This window comes from Brevundimonas basaltis, assembly GCF_014202075.1.
Classification (GTDB): domain Bacteria; phylum Pseudomonadota; class Alphaproteobacteria; order Caulobacterales; family Caulobacteraceae; genus Brevundimonas; species Brevundimonas basaltis.
The window spans coordinates 118,617-136,195 of sequence record NZ_JACHFZ010000003.1; the positions used below are offsets into that span (position 1 = coordinate 118,617).

Sequence of the window (17,579 nt, forward strand, 5' to 3'; positions counted from 1 at the left end):
CTCCGCCCTCCGCCCCCTAATAAGCCCCCGATGACCGATGTCGCCGTCTCCGTCCCGCCCGCGAAAGCCACGCCCTTCCATGAACTGGAAGTGCTCTGGGTCCACCACTGGACCGACCAGCTGTTCAGCTTCCGCATCCGCCGCCCGGAGGACTTCCGCTTCCGCTCCGGCGAGTTCGTCATGCTCGGCCTGCCCGGCGACGAGGGCGGCAAGCCGATCCTGCGGGCCTATTCCATCGCCAGCCCGAGCTGGGACGAGGCGCTGGAGTTCCTGTCCATCAAGGTCCCCGACGGCCCCCTGACCTCCCGGCTGCAAAAGATCCAGCCCGGCGACACGGTGCTGATGGGCAAGAAGCCGACCGGCACCCTGGTGCTGGACGCCCTGACCGGCGGCGACCGCCTGTGGCTGATCGGCACCGGCACCGGCCTGGCCCCGTGGCTCAGCGTCGCCCGCGATCCCGACACATACAGCCGCTTCGGCCAGATCATCGTCTGCCACACGGTGCGCAACGTCGCCGATCTGAGCTACCGCGACTTCTTCACCTCGGGCATCCACGACGACCCGCTGATCGGCGCCGAGGCGAGGGCCCAACTGACCTACTACCCCACCGTCACCCGCGAGCGGTTCCAGACGCCCGGCCGCATCACCGACCGTATCCGCTCGGGCGACCTGTTCGCCGACCTCGGCCTGCCCGCCGGCTTCTCGCCCAACACCGACCGGGTCATGCTGTGCGGCTCGATGGCCATGATCAAGGAAGCGGGCGAACAGCTCGAGGGCTACGGTCTCAGGGAGGGCTCGAACGCCGAGCCCGGCGACTATGTGCTGGAGCGCGCCTTTGTCGGATAGCGTCACGATCGATCCGCGCACCGCGCCGGAGGCCTGCCAAACCATGGCCGACGTCCGGCACGGCGTCGACGCCCTCGACCGCGCCCTCGTCGTCCTGCTGGCCGAACGCCAGCGCTATATGGACGCCGCCGCGCGCATCAAGCCGGACCGCTCGGTCGTCCACGACGACGCCCGCATCGAGGATGTGGTGTCAAAGGTCCTCGCCGCCGCCGGCCCGGCCGGGCTCTCGCCCGCCATCGCCGAACCGGTCTGGCGCACCCTGATCGACCGCTGCATCGCCCACGAGTTCGCGGCCTGGGACCGGACCCGGGCCTAATCGCGCGCGACGACCGGCCGCGCCGACCGAACGGCCCGCAGGCCCACGTCGCTGTCGAGATGCATCTTGCGGCCCTCCGTGATGCGGCACTGACCCTGGTAGTTGATCCGGTCGCACACTTCCCAGGCGCCGCCCGAGGTCTTCAGGCTCTCCGTGCGGAACGAGTCCGAAATGTTGCTGACGTCCTCGACCAGAAACAGCGTCGGTCCTTCGAGACCCGCCTGCGCATAGAGGGTCAGGGTCGTGGCGCTCGGCATACGCGGCTGACCGAGGGTCGAATCCTGCACCGCCGGGGTCGTGGTGGGCGCGAGCAGGGCGAGTACGAAACCGAGAACAATATGCGACATGGCATCCTCCTCAGGGGAACGATCTGCAGCGTTCAACCTTTGCGCTAAAAAGTCAACGCAGCGACCGCAGCATCAGCTCGTGCCGGTAGGCCGCCACATCGGCCAGCGCCGTGTCCAGCGCGTCCCGCGCCCGGTCCAGCAGCGGCGGCGCATCGGCCTTCTCGGCCGTCTCGGCCGCCGCACAGGCCCCGGCCAGCGCCCCGGCCCCGATCCCCGCCGCCGCGCCCCGGAGGGTGTGCACCGCGTCGCGCCAGCCGTCCTCGCGTACATCCAGCATCGGCGACCACATCGTCGCCTGCTGGACGAACAGGCCGAGCACCTCCTCGCCGACCGCGTCGTCGCCGGCGGTCATCCGCTCCAGCACGGTGAAATCGACCGCTCCCGACAGATCCCTGCGCGCCATCGTCCCTCCCCCGCCGTCCGGTCCGACGGTCGATTCCCCAGCCTATCGCCTCCTGCGACAAAGCGGAACGGCGGCCCAAATCCCCTTGCGAGCGAACAGCTTTGCCCCTAGTTACGCCCCCTTCGCGGCCCGTCCCTCACTGGAACGCCGCGGGACGGCACGGCCCTTGCGAGAGCCGCCTGACGAATGGTCCGGGTGATTAGCTCAGTTGGTAGAGCAGCTGACTCTTAATCAGCGGGTCGTAGGTTCGAACCCTACATCACCCACCATCGTCTCCTCTGGAAATTTGGGGCGAACAGGCTGCCTTTGCGAGCCCACGACTGCCCAGTCGCCTGGGTCGACAGGTTCCACGGCAGCCGGGCTCGCGCCCCAGAGCTGGCGTCCGGGGCCCGGGCGAGGACGAAGGCGCTTGACCTTGCCATGGTGGGAAGGCCCACAGGGCGGCTATCCCGGCCTGCGGCGACCTGACGCAAGGGTTTCGCCGGCGGAATGCGTATCTGACCAAACGGCTGATATGGCCGAACAGGGAATCTCTCGCCGATGTCGACCTCGCATCTGGATCGCCGCATGCTTCTCCGTGGCGCCGCCGCCGGCGGCGGGCTGCTGGGGCTGCAAGGCCTATTGCCCGCATGGGCGCAGACGGGGTCGGCGGGCCTGCGGTCGGACCTGCCGACGCTGACGGGACCGAACATCGACCTGACCGTGGGCCACTCGCCCTTCACAGTCGGCGGGCGCACCGGCCACGCGATCACCATCAATGGCGTTCTGCCGGCGCCGCTGCTGCGTCTGCGCGAGGGCCAGAACGTCCGGCTGTCGGTGACCAATACGCTGGACGAGGACACCTCGATCCACTGGCACGGGCTTTTGCTCCCCTTCCAGATGGACGGCGTGCCGGGCGTCAGCTTCCCCGGCATCAAACCGCGCGAGACCTTCGTCTACGAGTTCCCGGTCCGGCAGTCGGGCACCTTCTGGTACCATAGCCATTCCAATCTCCAGGAGGCGATGGGCCACTACGGGCCCCTCGTCATCGACCCGGAGGGCGCCGATCCGGTCGCCTATGACCGCGAGCATGTTCTGGTCCTGTCGGACTGGAGTTTCATGCATCCGCACGAAATCCTCGACAAACTGAAGAAGAGCCCCGGCTACTTCAACCGGCAGCGCACCACCCTGGCGGGCCTCATGGACGGCAGCGACCGGATGAGCCTGGAGGAGCGCAGGATGTGGGGGCAGATGCGGATGGATCCGCGCGACATCCTCGACGTCAACGGCTCGACCTACACCTATCTGATCAACGGCCATGGCCCGCAGGAGAACTGGACCGGCCTGTTCCGGCCTGGCGAGCGGGTGCGGCTGCGCGTCATAAACGCCTCGGCCATGTCGATCTTCAACGTCCGCATTCCCGGTCTGGCGATGACGGTGGTGCAGGCCGACGGCGAGAATGTGCGCCCGGTCGAGACCGACGAGTTCCAGATCTCGGTGGCCGAGACCTATGACGTGATCGTCCGTCCGACCGACGACCGCGCCTATACCATCGTCTCCGAGGCCATCGACCGTTCGGGCATGGGCCGGGCCACCCTGGCGCCGCGCCTCGGCATGACCGCCGCGGTGCCGCCGCTGCGCGAGGTGCCCAATCTGACCATGGCCGACATGGGCATGGGCGGGATGGATCACGGGTCCATGGCCGGCATGGATCACGGGACCTCCGCGCCCGGCGCGGCGCATGACATGGCCGGGATGAACATGCGCGATCCGGACAACGCCCCGCCCGACATGGCCGTCGGCGTCGGAGTCGACATGGTCAATATGGCGCCGAGGAACCGACTGGGCGAGCGCCCGACCGGCCTGACCGACGTCGATCACCGGGTGCTGGTCTATACCGACCTGGTGTCGCTCGCGCCCAACAAGGACCGGCGCCCTCCCAGCCGCACCATGGAGATTCACCTGACCGGCAATATGGAGCGGTTCATGTGGGGCTTCGATGGCCGGAAGTTCAGCGAGATCGTCGAGCCGATCCGTTTCGAACGCAATGAGCGGGTGCGGGTGACCCTGGTCAACGACACGATGATGGCCCACCCGATCCACCTGCACGGCCACTTCTTCGAACTGGTCACCGGCGGGCCCGAGGGGCATCAGCCGCTGAAGCACACCGTCAACGTCGCCCCGGGCGGAAAGGTCACCTTCGACCTGACCGCCGACGCGCCCGGCGACTGGGCCTTCCATTGTCACCTGCTGATGCACATGCACGCCGGGATGTTCAACGTGGTGACGGTGCGGCCCCTCGATGGAGCCGCGTCATGAACCGCCTCCTCATCGCTCTGGCGCCCTTGATCCTCGCCGCCGCACCCGCAGCGGCGCAACACGCCGGCCACGGCCGACCACCGGCGGCCCGCCCGGCCCCGGCGCCCGCGCCACGCGCGACGCCGCCCGCTGCGCGCCCGGCCCCGCGACCAACCCCGCGCCCCGCTCCCCGGCCCCGGCCCGCAGCGCCACCGGCCGACCCGGCCCAAGATCCCCACGCCGGGCATGTCATGCCGCCGGCGGAGACTCCGGCGGCTGAGGATCCGCACGCCGGTCACGTCATGCCGACCAACCCCGAAGCCGATGATCCCCATGCCGGTCACGACATGACGACGATGACGCCCGAGGCGGCCGATCCGCACGCGGGTCACGACATGTCCCTCATGTCCCCGGGGCAGGCCGATCCCCATGCGGGGCACGATATGTCGGCGACCGGCATGGGACCGCCGGACGTGCCGACCAGCGCCGACAATCCCGGCCGTCCTCCGGAAGCACCCATTCCCGCCGCTGCGCTCAGCGGCCCGGGACACGCGGCCGATCTGATTTTCGGCGCGGAGGCGATGGCAAGGTCCCGTCGGACCCTGATCGCCGAGAACGGCGACATCCACACCACGGCCGTCATCGTCGATCGCCTCGAAGCCGGGTTCGGCGACGAGAGGACCTGGCTCTGGGACGTCCAGGGCTGGAGCGGTGGCGACATCAACCGCTTCTGGTGGAAATCCGAGGGCGAGGGCCACGTCGACGACGGTCTGGAGGAAGCCGAACTCCAGGCGCTTTACAGCCGCGCCGTATCGCCCTTCTGGGACGTTCAGGCCGGCGTGCGCCAGGACTTCCGCCCCGATGGCGAGGACAGGACGCATCTGGTCCTCGGCGTTCAGGGGCTGGCGCCCCACTGGTGGGAAGTCGACGCCGCCGCCTTCCTGTCCACCGAGGGCGACCTGACCGCCCGCGTCGAAGCCGAATACGATCAGCGGATCACTCAGCGCCTGATCCTCCAGCCGCGCTTCGAAATCGACATCTCGGCCAACGACATTCCGGAATTGGAGATCGGCCCGGGCCTGTCCTCGGTGGAGGCTGGCCTGCGGCTGCGTTACGAGTTCCACAAGGAGTTCGCCCCCTACGTCGGCGTCGAATGGAGCCGCGCGCTCGGTGACAGCGCCGACTACATCGAGGCCCGAGGCGGCGAGGTTGACGACACCCGGCTCGTCGTCGGCCTCAGGGCCTGGTTCTGAGGGTTGCATCCATGGGGACCGGCCTGATCCGTTGATCGCAACCTCGGCCTGACAGGGAACCTGCGGCGGAACCGGGTCAGGGCCATCCGTCCCGCGCGCCTTGGGTCGGCGTCGCGGCCTCCGCTCTACGTCCGCTGCTGGCCCAGCAGGCTTACAGCGCCTCCATCCGGTGGAGATGATCCTCCGGCCCGTCCTCGGCGCCGCCGTCGGGTCGGCCATCCGGCAGGCCCTCCGTGGAGATCACGGCGCTTTCGGTCAGGGTGCGGTGCACCGGACAGCGGTCGGCGATCTCCATGAGGCGGGTCCGCTGCGTCTCGTCCAGTTCGCCGCCGAACCCGAGCTTGCGGGTGAAATGGTCCGGTTCGGATGCGGTCTTGGCCGTGTGGCCGACCTCGACCACGACCCGTTCCAGCGGCCATCCCTTGCGCTCGGCGTAGAGGCGACAGGTCATGACGGTGCAGGCCCCCAACCCCGCGCTCAGCAGATCATACGGAGTCGGTCCCGACCCAAGCCCCCCGACACTGACCGGCTCGTCGGCGAAGAAGCTCCCGGAGGCGGTGGTCACCTGCACCTGGAATTTTCCGCCGCCGGTTTCCTCGACCCTCAGCCCCTGCGCGGGCGGCGGGGGAGCGTCGGCCTGCGCATCGGCGTCGCCGACATAGCGGCTGGCCCAGGCGGCGATCACCCCGGCCGCATAGTCCGCGTCGGCCTTGTCGGTCAGCAGGTGATCGGCGTGATCGAGCGAGACAAAGCTCTTCGGATGGCGCGCCGTCAGGAAGATGCCGGATGCATTCTCGATCGAGACGATGTCGTCGACCGGCGAGTGCAACACCAGCAGGGCGCGCTTCAGCCCTTCGATCCGGGCCTGCTGGTTGTGCGAGCGGATGTCCTCGACGAAGTCCGCGCCGAGTTCGAACTCCCGCCCGGCGATCGACACCGGCACCCGCCGCCCCGGGGCCAGCCCCTCGATCCCGGGGCCGACATGGGTCAGCACGTGCTCCGCGTCGAACGGGGTTCCGATCACAGCGACCGCCGCGACCTGATCCAGCGCCCCGGCCGCCGCCAGCACCGCGGCCCCGCCGAAGCTGTGTCCGACCAGCAGACGCGGGGTGCGACCCGTCGCCTCCATGGCCCGGGCCGCGCAGACAATGTCCTGCACATCGCCTGACAGTCCGGCGCCGAACACCCCCTCGCTGTCGCCGAGGCCGGTGAAGTCGAAGCGCAGCACCCCGACGCCCGCCTCCGCGAGGGCGCGACTGACACGGACCGCCGCCAGCGAAGTCTTGTCGCAGGTGAAACAGTGGGCGAACACCGCCCAGGCATGCACCGGCCCCGGCCCGGTCTCCAGCACGCCGGTCAGCGTGCGCCCGGCCGGGTTGGCGAACTCGAAGTCCACGGCCGCCATGCTCAGCGGTACTCCGGGTTGGGATGGTCGAATCGTTCGCCCTTGTCCCAGGCGCTCTTCTGGTTGCCGTGCGCGGGGATGCCGCCGGCGTCCTTCAGCATGCGCGCCATATGCATCAGGTTCCAGGCCATGAAGGTGGTGTTGCGCTGGGTGAACTCATTGTCCAGCCCGACCTTGCCGTCATCGCCGTAGGACGGCCCCGGCCCGGCCTCGCCGATCCAGCCCGCGTCGGCCTGGGGCGGGATGACATAGCCGAGGTGCTGCAGAGAATAGAGAATGTTCATGGCGCAGTGTTTGATGCCGTCCTCGTTGCCGGTGACGATGCAGCCGCCGACCCGCCCGTAATAGGCCCACTGGCCCTTGTCGTTGAGCTTGCCGGAGTAGCCGTACAGCCGCTCGATCACCCGGGTGCAGACCGACGACTTGTCGCCCAGCCAGATCGGCGTGCCGATCACCAGGATGTCGGCCGCCATCACCTGCTCCTGAACCGCCGGCCAGCCGTCGCTGTCCCAGCCGTGCTCGGTCATGTCGGGCTGGACCCCGGGCGGAATGTCCAGGTCGGCGGCGCGCAGGGTGGTGGTCTTGACCCCCTGGGCTTCCATGATGGCGATGGCCACATCCATCAGCGTCTGGGTGTGCGAGGTCTGACCTGACCGTTTCAGGCTGGTGTTGATGAACAGGGCCGTGAGGTCGGAATAGTCGGGCATGGGGATCAGCTTCGCATGAGGCGGCGCGCGCGGGCGCGGCAGGGGCCGGGCCTGAGGTAACGCTTCAAGCGCCGCCCGGTCGCCTCGCCATCCGAAAACCGCCGGTTCACTCGCCGGCGAAGGCTCAGACCCGCCTGCGCGCCATTCCGGGTCCGCTCAGCCACGGCGGTTCCGGCATCGCCGCCCGCGCCTGGGCCTGGGCCCGGGTCCAGCGGTCGTGCAGATCCTCGAAATAGGGATCGGTCCTCTCGATCCGCCGCTCGTCGCCGCTGATCATGTCACGGCGCAGGGTCAGCATGTCGAGCGGCGTCCCCACCCCGACATTGCACCGCATCGTGGTCGAGAACGAAATCAGCCCCAGCTTCACCGCCTCGGCCAGCGGCGTCTGGCCGTGCAGGCCGCTGACCAGGATCGGCTTGCCGTATTTGGCCTCGCCGATCTGCAGGAACGGCGTGTCCTCGCCGCACTCGATGAAATTGCCCTGGCTGTAGATCAGGAACAGCTGCATCGGCCCGCCGGCGATCTGGCCGCCCAGCAGCATCGAGGCCGAGGTGTTCAGACTGCTCGCCTCCATAGCCGGCGCGATCGACAGCCGGACGCTGCGCAGGGCGTGGCCCAGCAGCTGGGCGCAGCGGAACATCGACGGGGCGGTCTCGAGCGTCTCGAGGTCCTCGCCGACGCTCAGATGTACGCCGTCGCGCATCATCGCCAGGGCCGTCTGGGTCACAGACAGATTGCCGGCCGTCGCCACCGCCATCACCCGGTCGCCCGGCTGATCGACGACGTGCAGCTTCCGATAGGAGGAAATGTTGTCAACACCAGCGTTGGTGCGAGTGTCGGCGATCATCGCCAGACCCTCTTCAACCAGCATCCCGACGCAATAGGTCACGCGACCCGCCCCTTCCGCGGGCCCCGGGCCCTGCGAACACTCAGCAAGGCTAGCAGATTCGCACGATGGCGAGGGACTGGATGCACGGCGGTCAGGCCTGCTGCTGCCGCTGTTGCACGTCCGCATCACGCACGCTGAGCCGCACCGCCAAACTTTCGCCGCCGCCGCCGTAGCTGGCCCCCCGCACCGGCGCCGCGCCCAGATAGTCCAGCCCCGTCGCCACCCGCACATAGCGGTCGGTCGGGCAGACCCCGTTGGCGGGGTCGAAACCGACCCAGCCGAGACCCTCGATCCACGCCTCGGCCCAGGCGTGCGCCGCCTCCTGGTCCTCGGTGTCCCGGCGCAGCAGATGGCCCGAGACGTAGCGCGCCGGCACGCCGGTCTGGCGCGCGCAGGCGATGAACACATGGGCGTGGTCCTGACAGACGCCCCGACCCAGGGCGAGCACCTCGCCGGCGGTGTGGGTCGGCGTCGTCACCCCCACCTCGAACGCCACCGAGCCGTGAATCGCCGCCATCAGCCGGTGCATCCGGTCCAGCGGCGGATGGGCCGAGAACTCGGAGGCGAACACCGAGATCAGTTTCTCGGGGCGGGTCAGGGGCGTGTCGCGCAGGAACACCAGCGGTGACAGCGTCTCCTGATCCGGCGGCACCACCCCGCCGGTGTCGCTGGTGATCACCTCGCCGGTCACCCGCACCGTCAGCCCCTGCGTCGGTTGCTCGGTGTAGAGGGTGTGCACGATGTTGCCGAAGGCGTCCTCGGAGCGGCGCAGGCGGGCGTCGACGTCGGTTTCAACCGACCAATTGCGGACCTGCTGCGCCTCGCTAGAACGCGGCGTCAGGCGCAGGCGCTGGATAATGAAGCGCGCGGCGCGGTCGTAGGCATAGGTGGTGGCGTGATCGATCTGGATGCGCATGGGGTCAGGCCAGGTACTGATCCTGGATGGCCTGGGCCAGCCGGCCGTTCTCGGCGAGGAAGGCCAGGATGTATTCGTGCAGGCCGGCCTGGAAGATCGACTCGATACGGGAATTGTCGAACCGGCGCATCCGGTCCGCCGCCAGCCTCTGGGCCGGCCCGCGCCGGCCATAGTCGCCGGCGAGCAGTTCCAGATAGTGGACGATCGAGGTCTGGCAACTGGCCAGCGAGCGCGGCATCTGCCGGTTCAGCACCAGCAGATCGGCCACCAGCCACGGCTTGACGCTGTCGCGATAGACCCAGCGATAGGCCGTCAACGCCGACACCTCGCGCAGCAGGGTGGTCCACTGGAAATAATCCAGCTGTCCGCCGACCCGCTCACCCTCGGGCAGCAGCAGATGGTATTTCACGTCCAGCAGCCGCGCCGTGTTGTCGGCCCGCTCGATGGCCGCGCCCAGCCGCAGGAAATAATAGCCGTCGTTCCTCAGCATGGTCCGCGAGGTTGCCCCCTCGACCGCCAGGGTCATGGCCTTCACCCACTCCAGGAAACGCGTGAAGTCGTCCCTCCGCGTCGGCTGGCCCTGTTCCGCCAGCCCGTTCCAGGCGCCGTTGATCGCCTCCCACAGCTCCGTGGTCAGGGCGGTCCGCACCGAGCGGGCGTTGGTCCGCGCCCGGGTGATGCAGGCGGTGATCGACGAGGCGTTGTCGGGCGAGAAGGCCAGGAAATCGCGGACCGACTTCTCGGTCGGGGACCGGCCCAGCGCCTTGGGCACGCTGGCGCAGGCCAGGGCGCTGGCCCACACCGTCTCGGCGTCCCCGTCGCCCCGCGTGGGAATCGCCGCCAACCGGATCGTGGCCTCGAGGATCCGCGCCAGAAAATCCGCCCGCTCGATATAGCGTCCGGTCCAGTACAGGGCGTCTGCGGTTCGGCTCAGCATTCGCACACCCGCGCCCTTCTCCCCTCGGGGGAGAAGGTGGCTCGCGGAGCGAGACGGATGAGGGGGATGCTGTCCCCGGACACGGTGGTTCGGCAGTGAGCGAACTGAACCAGCCCCCTCATCCGGACGGCTCCGCCGCCCACCTTCTCCCCCAAGGGGAGAAGGCCTGTTCTGCGCGCCACCTCAAACATCCAGCACCCAGGTGTCCTTGGTGCCGCCGCCCTGGCTGGAGTTGACGACCAGCGACCCCTCCTTCAGCGCCACGCGCGTCAGCCCGCCGGGCGCCACCTTCACCCCCTCGGGGCTCGACAGCACGAAGGGCCGCAGGTCGACGTGCCGGGGCGCCAGCTCGCCGTTCCTGTCCAGCGTCGGGGCCGTCGACAGCGCCAAGGTCGGCTGGGCGATGAACTCGTCCGGATCGTCGATCAGCCGCCTGCGGAAGGTCTCGATCTCGGACTTCGACGCCGCCGGCCCGACCAGCATGCCGTAACCGCCCGAGCCCCCGACTTCCTTGACCACAAGCTCCTCCAGATGCGCCAACGTATACTTCAGCGCCTCCGGTTCGCGGCACCGCCACGTCGGCACATTGTTCAGGATCGGCTCCTCGCCGGTGAAGAAGCGGATGATCTCGGGCATGTAGGTATAGACCGCCTTGTCGTCGGCCACGCCCGTGCCGACGGCATTGGCCAGGGTCACCGCTCCGGCCTGATAGGCCGCCATCAGTCCAGGCACGCCCAACGCCGAATCCGGACGAAACGTCAGCGGATCGAGGAAGTCGTCGTCGATGCGCCGATAAACCACGTCGACCCGCTGGCGGCCCTCCGTCGTGCGCATGAACACCTTGCCGTCGTCGACGAACAGGTCGCGCCCCTCGACCAGTTCGACGCCCAGCTTGTCGGCCAGGAAGCTGTGCTCATAGTAGGCCGAGTTGAACGGCCCCGGGGTCAGCACCACGATGGTCGGATCGGCCCCCGCCGCCTCCGGCGCGCAGGCTCTCAGCGACGCCAGCAGCATGTCGGCATAGGTCTCGACCGGCCGCACCGGATAGTCGGCGAACAGGTCCGGGAACAGCCGCATCATCATCTCGCGGTTCTCCAGCATGTAGGAGACCCCGGACGGCGTGCGGCAATTGTCCTCCAGCACGTAGAAGTCGTCCTCGCCGGTGCGCACCAGATCGACGCCGGCGATCTGCACCCAGATGCCGCGCGGCGGACGCTGGCCCTGCATCTCCGGGCAGTAGTGCGGATTGGTCAGCACCAGTTCGGCCGGCAGCACCCCGGCCTTCAGACACTCCTGCGGTCCATAGATGTCGGCGAGGAACAGGTTGATGGCGGCGACCCGCTGGATCAGCCCCGCCTCCAGCCCGGCCCATTCGGCGGCGCCGATGATGCGCGGCGCCACGTCGAACGGGATCAGCCGCTCGCTCGATTCCGCGTCACCATAGACGGCGAAGGTGATCCCCATGCGGCGGAAGAACAGTTCGGCCTGACGCGAACGGGCTTGCAGCAGCCCCTCGGGCGCCTCGGCCAGCCAGCGGGCCAGACCCCGGTAACTTTCACGGACGTGCGTCCCGTAGGCGGACGCCTCGCCTGACATTTCGTCGAAGGCCATGCCGTTCCCGATGCAATGAGCCACTAGCTCTGGCCCTATTAGCTACGCGCGCGCAACCGGATTGTTGCATCGCCGTGACCGCCGCTGACACCTTCGTGAGTCGCGGCCGCGCCCGGAACATCGCCCGCGTCGACCAGTTTTCCTGTCTCCCAACACAGGAGATCAGAGATGCAGAATCCCTTCCGCCATCACGACGATCACCGCCCCGAGCGGGACCGCGACGAGCATCGCTGGGAGGCCCGTGATCGCCGGCCCGACGAATACCGGACCTGGGGCGGCGGCGACGGCGGCCGCGCGGCCGAGGCCTTCCGCCGCGAGGAACAGGCCTACGGACGCCAGCCCTCCGGTCCCGCCGGGGCCTGGACCCAGGACAGCTATCAGCAGGACCGTTACGGCCAGCCCACGTCGGGCGGCTGGACGGGTCAACGTCCGGACTACGCCGGACCCGACTACGGCCGCGGGCCGCAGTACGGTCGGGACTACAACCGCGGCGGCTCCGCCGACCAGGACTACGGGGCCCGGAACCAGGGCGGCCCCTCCTACGGCGGCCGGAACTACGGCCACGGCCATGGCTCGTCCAGCCGGCACGGCTACGCCCCCGGCGCCCAGATTTGGGAAGGCTCCGGCCCCGGGATGGGCGGCCAGAGTCACGAGCACCACGACTTCGAGCCGGACTATCTGCACTGGCGCGAGCAACAGCTGTCGGCCTTCGACAAGGACTACGCCGACTGGCGCAACGAACGCCGCGAGAAATTCTCGTCCGACTTCGACAGCTGGCGCAAGAACCGCCCCCGCGTCCAGGCGGAGAACCCCATCGTCGGCGACGTCTCCGACGGCGGCACGGGCGACGCCTCGGAGGTGAAAAAGCGCTGACGGCGACCGTCTGCCATTGGGAGAGGGCTTGAGCGCACGCGAGCGACTGGCGCCGGACTTCCGCCGGTATCAGCCCCTCACCCGTTCGCCTTGCCGGTCGCTTCGCTTCCGGAGGCTCAGGCCCTCTCCCGCCGGGAGAGGGATTCGCTCACCGCGCCGGCGCATCCTTCACATACCGATCCAGCCAGCGGGTCATTTCCCACAGCGTGTGCCCCACCGACTCCCGCGCCCGGTAGCCGTGCGCCTCCAGCGGCAGGACGACGTAGCGCACCGTCGCGCCGTTGCCCTTCAGCGCCGCATAGAACCGCTCCGACTGCACCGGGAAGGTGCCGGAGTTGTCGTCGGCCTCGCCGTGGATCAGCAGGATCGGCTCATTGACCCGCTTGGCGTAGGTGAAGGGCGACATCTCCGTATAGGTGTCGGTCGCCTCCCAATAGGTGCGCTGCTCGGCCTGGAAGCCGAAGGGCGTCAGGGTGCGGTTGTAAGCCCCCGACCGGGCGATGCCGGTGCGGAACAGGTCGGTGTGGGCCAACAGGTTGGCGGTCATGAAGGCGCCGTAGCTGTGCCCCCCGACGGCGATCCGGTCGCGGTCGGCCACGCCCATCCCGACCACCGCGTCGACCGCCGCCTGCGCCGAGGCGGTCAGCTGTTCGATATAGGTGTCATTGGGTTCGGCCCCGTCGACGCCGACGATCGGCATCGAGGGATCATCCAGCACCGCATAGCCCTGGGTCAGCAGGAACAGGTGGCTGGAGCCGCCCGGTCGAACGAAGCGGTTGGCGCTGTCGACCACCTGTCCGGCCACGGCGGCATCGGTGAACTCGGCCGGATAGGCCCACATCACCAGCGGCAGCGGCCCGTCACGGTCCCGGTCGTAGCCGGCCGGCAGATACAGCGTGCCCGACAGCTGCACCCCGTCCTTGCGCGTGTAGGTGATCAACTGACGCGACACGCCCGCCAGCTGCGGGGCCGGATCGGGGAAGGTCGTCAGGGCGTCGGGCGTCTGTCCATCCAGATTGCGGACATACAGGTTCGGCGGGTCGTTGCGGGTCTCGCGCCGCGTCACCAGCCGCCGCGCGTCGTCGTCCAGGATGCCGACGATGGTCTCGTAATCGCCGCTGGCCGATGTCCACAGCCGCTCGGTCTCGCCGTTGGACAGGTCCATGGTCGCGAGGAACGGATACTCGCCTTCACGCGTCGCCCCGGCCCCGGTCATCAGCACCCGTCCATCCGATGTGAACCGCGCCACCGGGAAACCCGCGGCGTTCGGTTCGGTCACCGGGAAGCCCGGATCGTTGTAGCGGTCCTGATAGTTGCGCTCGAGCAGGACCCGACCCTCGCCCGGATCGGACGGATCGACGACGAAGCGCGTCTCATGCCGGCTGTTGAACCAGCGGCTGTAGACCAACGCCGTATCCGCATCGCCCCAGGTCACGCCCGCGTAGCGTTCTGACAGATCGACCAGCCGGGTCGGCTCGGCATCGAACGGCGCCGCCAGCATGAACACGCGGTCTCGCACGTCTGCGGGGTTGCGCGGATCGCCGCCGTCCTGGGCCTCGGCCCAGACCAGGGTCGCGGGCGCGTCCGAGCGCCAACTGACCGAGCGCGGCCCCGGCGCGGTGGCGTCGAAGGCCGTGGGAATGTCATCGCGCAGCGGCAGGTCGGCGACGCGGTGCACGATCCGGCCCTGTAGATCGGTGACCACCACCTCGGTCGGGAACAGCCGCGCGGGCACGACATAGCTCCAGGGCCGCTTGACCGTCGTCTTGAGCAGATAGCGCCCGTCCGGCGAGACGCTCGCGCCCAGATGCACCGCCGGCTCTCCGATCGGGCGCGCCCGTCCCTGCAACGGGACCAGCGTCAGCTGCGAGGTGAAATAGTGCTCGAACAGCGCCTCGTCGCCAGCGTTGGCGAGCAGGTCCTGATAGGTCCGCACCGGCGCCGCCCGGCCCATGCTCTCCTCGACCGTCGGCCCCGACGGCGGCCCGGACACGTCCGGCGCCGCGCGTCGGCCGGCGGGAACCATCTGCGCCATCAGACCCGAGCTGTCGGGCAGCCAGTCGAAGGCGCCCCCCGCCGTCGCATTGATCCTTGCGTCCGTCAGCTTGCGGGCCTGCCCGCTCGCCACATCCGCGAGCCACAGCTCCAGCCCCGTCGGCGCATCCATCAGGAACGCCACGGACCGGCCGTCCGGGGACCAGTTCGGCGATGTGAAGCGCGAATTGGCCGGCAAGGTCACCGCCCGCGCCTCGCCGCCCGTCACCGGCTGGAAGCTCAACCCCGTCAGCCAGCTGACCCGGCTGTTGGCCGGCCCGTTGTTGCGCGGATTGATCCGGTATCCCGCCAGCCGCAGCATCGGCTCGGCCAGTTCCGCGATCGGCGGCAGGTTCGACCGGTCGAACAGGGCGAGCGTCGTCCTGTCCGGGCTCAGGCTCGGCGTCGGCGTCGGCTTCTTGTCGAGGATGTCGGCGATGGGGGCCGGCGGCTGCTGATAACTCAGCCCGTCCTGGGCCAGCGCCGGTCCGCCCAGGGCGGCGAGCAGCACGAAAGCGGGCACGGCCCGGGCGAGTAGACGATGACGCATGTTCGATCCCCACAGCCCCCGGTCCGTCCGCGGAGCCTGGCAAGCTAGGGTCGAGGCTCGCCGCCGGTCAAGGCTCCCGCGCCGCCGCCCCTGTCATCGCATAACAGCTGGCCCGCGTCGGCCGCCGACCCTCGCGGTCGCCATAGGCCGCGCGGATCGAGCAGATGTCGGCCGGGCTCAGCTGTCCCTTCCAGCGCTCCGGATTGCAGTAGTTCATGATCGAGGCCGCGTCGTAGTAGGTCTCTTCGGCCATCACCGGCTCCGGCGTGCTCATCCGCGCCACACAGTCCGGCGCGCGCGGGCTGACGTGATCGTGGCTGAACCCCAGCGCGTGCCCCAGTTCGTGCAGGGCGTCGGCGTAGAAGCAGCCCTCGCGCCCGACGCTGCCGCGCCGCCCGCAGATTCGGTTGGTGACCAGGTATTCCGCGTTCAGGGTGATCGTCCCGCCGCGCACCAGATTGACCCCCAGATGGCTGGCCGAGGCGAACAGCTCCGGGTCATGCACGATGCGGATCGGAATGCGCCGGTTCGGCCCTGACGTCGGGCTGTCGACGCAGTCGGCGCGGATGTCGAAATCGACCCTGGCGACCGCCTCCCACGCCGCGGCCGCCGCCATCACCCTGTCACGCGCCCAGCCGTCGTCCGCAGCCGGTTCCTGGAAGCACATCGGCACATCGCCGCCCGGCCACATGTCGGCCTCGGCCGGCGGCGGCGCGGGCGGCGGGGGCGGTGGAGGCGGAGGAGGCGGCGGCGGCGGCGGGATGTAGGCCGGCTCCTGCTCCTGGAAAATCGAACAGGCCGTCATCGGTGCCGCGGCCAGCGCCGCCAGCACCAGCAACAGAATGACCCGCCACCGCCTCATGCCCCCGCCCCTCATGCCCAGCGCGTCTCCGTCAGCGTCAGCGTCAACTCGATCCACTCCGCCCGCGCGCCCGGCCGCGCCAGCTCCGGCGCCAGATCCTCCGCGAACACCGTCACAGCCGCCGGCCCGTCGCTCGCCGCCAGCAGGTTCAGCACCTCCTCGCCGAACCGGAACGGCATCACATAGGGGCCGCGATGGCCGTGATGCCCGTCCCCCGCCTCCGGAATGTGCACGAAGGTCGGCGACGATCCCAGCGACCGCTCCCGGCCCCCGGCCGTCATGCTGATCTCCAGCGACCGGTCCTCCAGCGCCGCCTCCCGCGCATAGGCCACCGCCCCCTCGCCCGCGATCATCAGGGTATCGTCAGCCTCGCGCATCCGCGCCACCGCCTCATCGGGCAGGGTCAGCGTCATCCGCCCGCCCCCCGACGCCGCGACCCGCACCGTCCAGCTCTGTCCGCCGGTTGGGACCCGCCGCGTCGCCCCCGGCGGCCCCTGCTCGATCACATTGAACACCGGGAACGGATACAGGCGGTCGTACTCGTACCCCAGCGGCCGTGTCTCCAGCGTCCCGACCACCGGCAGCGCGCCGGCCTCGCCCCCGTCGGCGTCGACGAAGCCGGTCACGGTCAGCGCCGTCCATTCCGCCGGGTACAGGGCCTTGCCGCTGAGGCCGTGCCAGGTCGCCCACACCCGGTCGACATTGCTGTGATGCAGCCAGAACATCGGATCCCGGGCCGAGGTCCTCGGATGCCGCATCGCCCCGCCCATCAGCTGGTGGATGTGGTTGTGGCCGTAGCCCTCGACCATCCCCGCCCCCTCCGGCAGCTTGCCGCAGAAGGTCTCGAAGCCGTCCGAGGCCAGCTTCGCCGTATAGGGCGACTCCGCCCAGCGCGCCGCGGCGAAGTCCAGCGTCTCCACCCCTCGCGCCCGCTCGCGCTCATACAGCGGCGAGTTCCGGTCGGTGATCCACGCCGGCAGGAACCGGTGCTCCTGCCAGTCCCAGTAGGGCATGGCGAAGGCGTCGTGCCCGGTCAGCTTCGCGACGATGCGCTCGAAATGCGCCAGCTGCTGCCGGTGCCAGGGCAGGAACAGGCCGTTGTTGTGCTGGGACGCCCGGTGATGGATCTGCGTCTGCCGATCCCACGACAGCGCGTCCCGGCGGCGCTTCATGATCCGCACCGCCTCGGCAAAGGCGACCACGTCGTCGCTGGACGCCGTCAGCCCGCCCGCGCCCTTGCGGATGCGGACCGGCGTCTGCGCGCCGGCTACGCCTGTTCCGACAATCGCCGCCGCCGCTCCGCCGGCCAGCGCCGCGCGCCGGTTCATCCTCATGCAAAGCCCCCGCTCCACA

16 protein-coding genes and 1 tRNA gene are annotated in these 17,579 nt (G+C 69.4%); 6 read left to right on the top strand and 11 right to left on the bottom strand.

Going from position 1 to position 17,579, the window contains the following annotated elements:
* Positions 1–30 precede the first annotated feature (30 nt).
* Positions 31–846: a ferredoxin--NADP reductase gene (locus HNQ67_RS08055; RefSeq protein WP_183254219.1), complete on the top strand. Its 816-nt coding sequence runs from the start codon at positions 31–33 to the stop codon at positions 844–846.
* Complete coding sequence (locus HNQ67_RS08060) at positions 818–1,162, top strand: chorismate mutase (protein ID WP_183254221.1); 345 nt, start codon at positions 818–820, stop codon at positions 1,160–1,162. Before HNQ67_RS08055 ends, HNQ67_RS08060 begins: the two co-directional genes overlap by 29 nt.
* Here HNQ67_RS08060 and HNQ67_RS08065 read toward each other — a convergent pair.
* Positions 1,159–1,509 carry a beta/gamma crystallin-related protein gene (locus HNQ67_RS08065; protein WP_183254223.1) on the bottom strand — a complete coding sequence of 117 codons (351 nt, stop codon included), beginning with the start codon at positions 1,507–1,509 and terminating at the stop codon, positions 1,159–1,161. The two genes, HNQ67_RS08060 and HNQ67_RS08065, sit on opposite strands and share 4 nt — an antisense overlap.
* 52 nt (positions 1,510–1,561) lie before the next feature.
* Complete coding sequence (locus tag HNQ67_RS08070; RefSeq protein WP_183254226.1) at positions 1,562–1,912, bottom strand: Hpt domain-containing protein; 351 nt, start codon at positions 1,910–1,912, stop codon at positions 1,562–1,564.
* A gap of 193 nt (positions 1,913–2,105) precedes the next feature.
* Here HNQ67_RS08070 and HNQ67_RS08075 point away from each other — a divergent pair.
* The 3 genes from HNQ67_RS08075 to HNQ67_RS08085 all read left to right on the top strand — a co-directional run bounded on the left by HNQ67_RS08075 (position 2,106) and on the right by HNQ67_RS08085 (position 5,442).
* Positions 2,106–2,181: transfer RNA gene (locus HNQ67_RS08075), tRNA-Lys, on the top strand.
* 271 nt (positions 2,182–2,452) lie between these two features.
* Complete coding sequence (locus HNQ67_RS08080; protein ID WP_183254228.1) at positions 2,453–4,210, top strand: copper resistance system multicopper oxidase; 1,758 nt, start codon at positions 2,453–2,455, stop codon at positions 4,208–4,210.
* Positions 4,211–4,491: 281 nt separating this feature from the next.
* Positions 4,492–5,442 carry a copper resistance protein B gene (locus HNQ67_RS08085; RefSeq protein ID WP_246347510.1) on the top strand — a complete coding sequence of 317 codons (951 nt, stop codon included), beginning with the start codon at positions 4,492–4,494 and terminating at the stop codon, positions 5,440–5,442.
* Positions 5,443–5,593: 151 nt separating this feature from the next.
* Here HNQ67_RS08085 and HNQ67_RS08090 read toward each other — a convergent pair whose 3' ends face one another.
* The 6 genes from HNQ67_RS08090 to HNQ67_RS08115 all read right to left on the bottom strand — a co-directional run bounded on the left by HNQ67_RS08090 (position 5,594) and on the right by HNQ67_RS08115 (position 11,907).
* Positions 5,594–6,847: a bifunctional alpha/beta hydrolase/OsmC family protein gene (locus tag HNQ67_RS08090; RefSeq protein WP_183254231.1), complete on the bottom strand. Its 1,254-nt coding sequence runs from the start codon at positions 6,845–6,847 to the stop codon at positions 5,594–5,596.
* Positions 6,848–6,849: 2 nt separating this feature from the next.
* Positions 6,850–7,554, bottom strand: coding sequence for a flavodoxin family protein (locus HNQ67_RS08095; protein WP_183254233.1), 705 nt, complete (start codon positions 7,552–7,554; stop codon positions 6,850–6,852).
* 124 nt (positions 7,555–7,678) lie between these two features.
* The gene (locus tag HNQ67_RS08100) at positions 7,679–8,425 is read right to left on the bottom strand and encodes a proteasome-type protease (protein ID WP_221247808.1); all 747 of its coding nucleotides are present in this window, start codon (positions 8,423–8,425) and stop codon (positions 7,679–7,681) included.
* A 109-nt stretch (positions 8,426–8,534) separates the two neighbouring features.
* Positions 8,535–9,359 carry a transglutaminase family protein gene (locus HNQ67_RS08105; protein ID WP_183254237.1) on the bottom strand — a complete coding sequence of 275 codons (825 nt, stop codon included), beginning with the start codon at positions 9,357–9,359 and terminating at the stop codon, positions 8,535–8,537.
* 4 nt (positions 9,360–9,363) lie between these two features.
* Positions 9,364–10,296, bottom strand: a complete 933-nt coding sequence (locus HNQ67_RS08110) for an alpha-E domain-containing protein (protein WP_183254239.1) — start codon at positions 10,294–10,296, stop codon at positions 9,364–9,366.
* A gap of 183 nt (positions 10,297–10,479) precedes the next feature.
* Entirely contained in the window at positions 10,480–11,907 is a 1,428-nt protein-coding gene (locus HNQ67_RS08115; RefSeq protein ID WP_183254241.1) for a circularly permuted type 2 ATP-grasp protein, read from the bottom strand.
* Between the two features lie 168 nt (positions 11,908–12,075).
* Between HNQ67_RS08115 and HNQ67_RS08120 the strand changes: the two genes are divergently transcribed.
* The gene (locus tag HNQ67_RS08120; RefSeq protein ID WP_183254243.1) at positions 12,076–12,780 is read left to right on the top strand and encodes a chromosomal replication initiator protein DnaA; all 705 of its coding nucleotides are present in this window, start codon (positions 12,076–12,078) and stop codon (positions 12,778–12,780) included.
* Between the two features lie 148 nt (positions 12,781–12,928).
* Here HNQ67_RS08120 and HNQ67_RS08125 read toward each other — a convergent pair whose 3' ends face one another.
* The 3 genes from HNQ67_RS08125 to HNQ67_RS08135 all read right to left on the bottom strand — a co-directional run bounded on the left by HNQ67_RS08125 (position 12,929) and on the right by HNQ67_RS08135 (position 17,560).
* Complete coding sequence (locus HNQ67_RS08125) at positions 12,929–15,364, bottom strand: S9 family peptidase (RefSeq protein WP_183254245.1); 2,436 nt, start codon at positions 15,362–15,364, stop codon at positions 12,929–12,931.
* A gap of 67 nt (positions 15,365–15,431) precedes the next feature.
* Positions 15,432–16,226 (bottom strand): zinc metalloprotease, encoded by a 795-nt coding sequence (locus HNQ67_RS08130; protein ID WP_183254247.1) that lies wholly within the window; start codon positions 16,224–16,226, stop codon positions 15,432–15,434.
* Between the two features lie 11 nt (positions 16,227–16,237).
* Positions 16,238–17,560 carry a tyrosinase family protein gene (locus HNQ67_RS08135; protein ID WP_183254249.1) on the bottom strand — a complete coding sequence of 441 codons (1,323 nt, stop codon included), beginning with the start codon at positions 17,558–17,560 and terminating at the stop codon, positions 16,238–16,240.
* Positions 17,561–17,579 lie beyond the last annotated feature (19 nt).

Excerpts from the sequence above, each read along its gene's own strand:
- HNQ67_RS08055 (WP_183254219.1), top strand. The coding sequence starts at position 31 with ATGACCGATGTCGCCGTCTCCGTCCCGCCCGCGAAAGCCACGCCCTTC.
- HNQ67_RS08105 (WP_183254237.1), bottom strand. The coding sequence starts at position 9,359 with ATGCGCATCCAGATCGATCACGCCACCACCTATGCCTACGACCGCGCC.
- HNQ67_RS08135 (WP_183254249.1), bottom strand. The coding sequence starts at position 17,560 with ATGAGGATGAACCGGCGCGCGGCGCTGGCCGGCGGAGCGGCGGCGGCG.
- HNQ67_RS08060 (WP_183254221.1), top strand. The coding sequence starts at position 818 with ATGTGCTGGAGCGCGCCTTTGTCGGATAGCGTCACGATCGATCCGCGC.
- HNQ67_RS08090 (WP_183254231.1), bottom strand. The coding sequence starts at position 6,847 with ATGGCGGCCGTGGACTTCGAGTTCGCCAACCCGGCCGGGCGCACGCTG.
- HNQ67_RS08110 (WP_183254239.1), bottom strand. The coding sequence starts at position 10,296 with ATGCTGAGCCGAACCGCAGACGCCCTGTACTGGACCGGACGCTATATC.
- HNQ67_RS08120 (WP_183254243.1), top strand. The coding sequence starts at position 12,076 with ATGCAGAATCCCTTCCGCCATCACGACGATCACCGCCCCGAGCGGGAC.
- HNQ67_RS08065 (WP_183254223.1), bottom strand. The coding sequence starts at position 1,509 with ATGTCGCATATTGTTCTCGGTTTCGTACTCGCCCTGCTCGCGCCCACC.
- HNQ67_RS08100 (WP_221247808.1), bottom strand. The coding sequence starts at position 8,425 with ATGCTGGTTGAAGAGGGTCTGGCGATGATCGCCGACACTCGCACCAAC.
- HNQ67_RS08070 (WP_183254226.1), bottom strand. The coding sequence starts at position 1,912 with ATGGCGCGCAGGGATCTGTCGGGAGCGGTCGATTTCACCGTGCTGGAG.
- HNQ67_RS08125 (WP_183254245.1), bottom strand. The coding sequence starts at position 15,364 with ATGCGTCATCGTCTACTCGCCCGGGCCGTGCCCGCTTTCGTGCTGCTC.
- HNQ67_RS08085 (WP_246347510.1), top strand. The coding sequence starts at position 4,492 with ATGCCGACCAACCCCGAAGCCGATGATCCCCATGCCGGTCACGACATG.
- HNQ67_RS08130 (WP_183254247.1), bottom strand. The coding sequence starts at position 16,226 with ATGAGGCGGTGGCGGGTCATTCTGTTGCTGGTGCTGGCGGCGCTGGCC.
- HNQ67_RS08095 (WP_183254233.1), bottom strand. The coding sequence starts at position 7,554 with ATGCCCGACTATTCCGACCTCACGGCCCTGTTCATCAACACCAGCCTG.
- HNQ67_RS08080 (WP_183254228.1), top strand. The coding sequence starts at position 2,453 with ATGTCGACCTCGCATCTGGATCGCCGCATGCTTCTCCGTGGCGCCGCC.
- HNQ67_RS08115 (WP_183254241.1), bottom strand. The coding sequence starts at position 11,907 with ATGGCCTTCGACGAAATGTCAGGCGAGGCGTCCGCCTACGGGACGCAC.